The organism is Desulforhabdus sp. TSK (assembly GCF_022836495.1).
Taxonomy (GTDB): Bacteria; Desulfobacterota; Syntrophobacteria; order Syntrophobacterales; family Syntrophobacteraceae; genus Desulforhabdus.
This window is the reverse complement of the sequence record NZ_BQXM01000171.1, coordinates 1-435: the sequence shown is the minus strand read 5'-3', so window position 1 is coordinate 435 and position 435 is coordinate 1. Positions and strand designations below refer to the sequence as shown.

Sequence of the window (435 nt, the reverse complement as noted above, 5' to 3'; positions counted from 1 at the left end):
CTCGACCTCCCTGGGGCCGAGGTGCCCATGGGTCGCGAGGTGCTGGAGGTGGTCGAACTGCGCCCGCCGCACGGCACCGCCGTGGTCGACCTCCACCTGCGCGGACCGCAGCGCGTGGCGCTGACCGGGCCCAACGGCGTCGGGAAGACCTCAGTGCTGCGCTGTATCACGGGGGAGGCTCAGCCGCTGGAGGGCAGCGCCGGCGTCGCGGTGCCGTTCCGCTTTCTGCCACAGAATCTGCAGCTGCTCGACGACGGTGCCAGCGTCCTGGAGAACGTGCAGCGCTTCGCGCCGACCACGACGCCGGTTCAGGCTCGACATCGACTGGCGCAGTGCCTGATCCGCGGCGACGCCGTCCACCAGCCGGCCGGGTCGCTCTCCGGCGGGGAGCGGGGGCGGGCCACACTGGCCTGCCTGCTGCTGGCCGAGCCGACG

At 73.3% G+C, this 435-nt stretch carries 1 protein-coding gene; it reads left to right on the top strand.

What is annotated here, in order from left to right:
* Positions 1-27: 27 nt before the first annotated feature.
* Positions 28-435, top strand: a 408-nt coding sequence (locus MWC30_RS21995) for an ATP-binding cassette domain-containing protein (RefSeq protein WP_244086330.1), incomplete at its 3' end; no start/stop codon positions are given.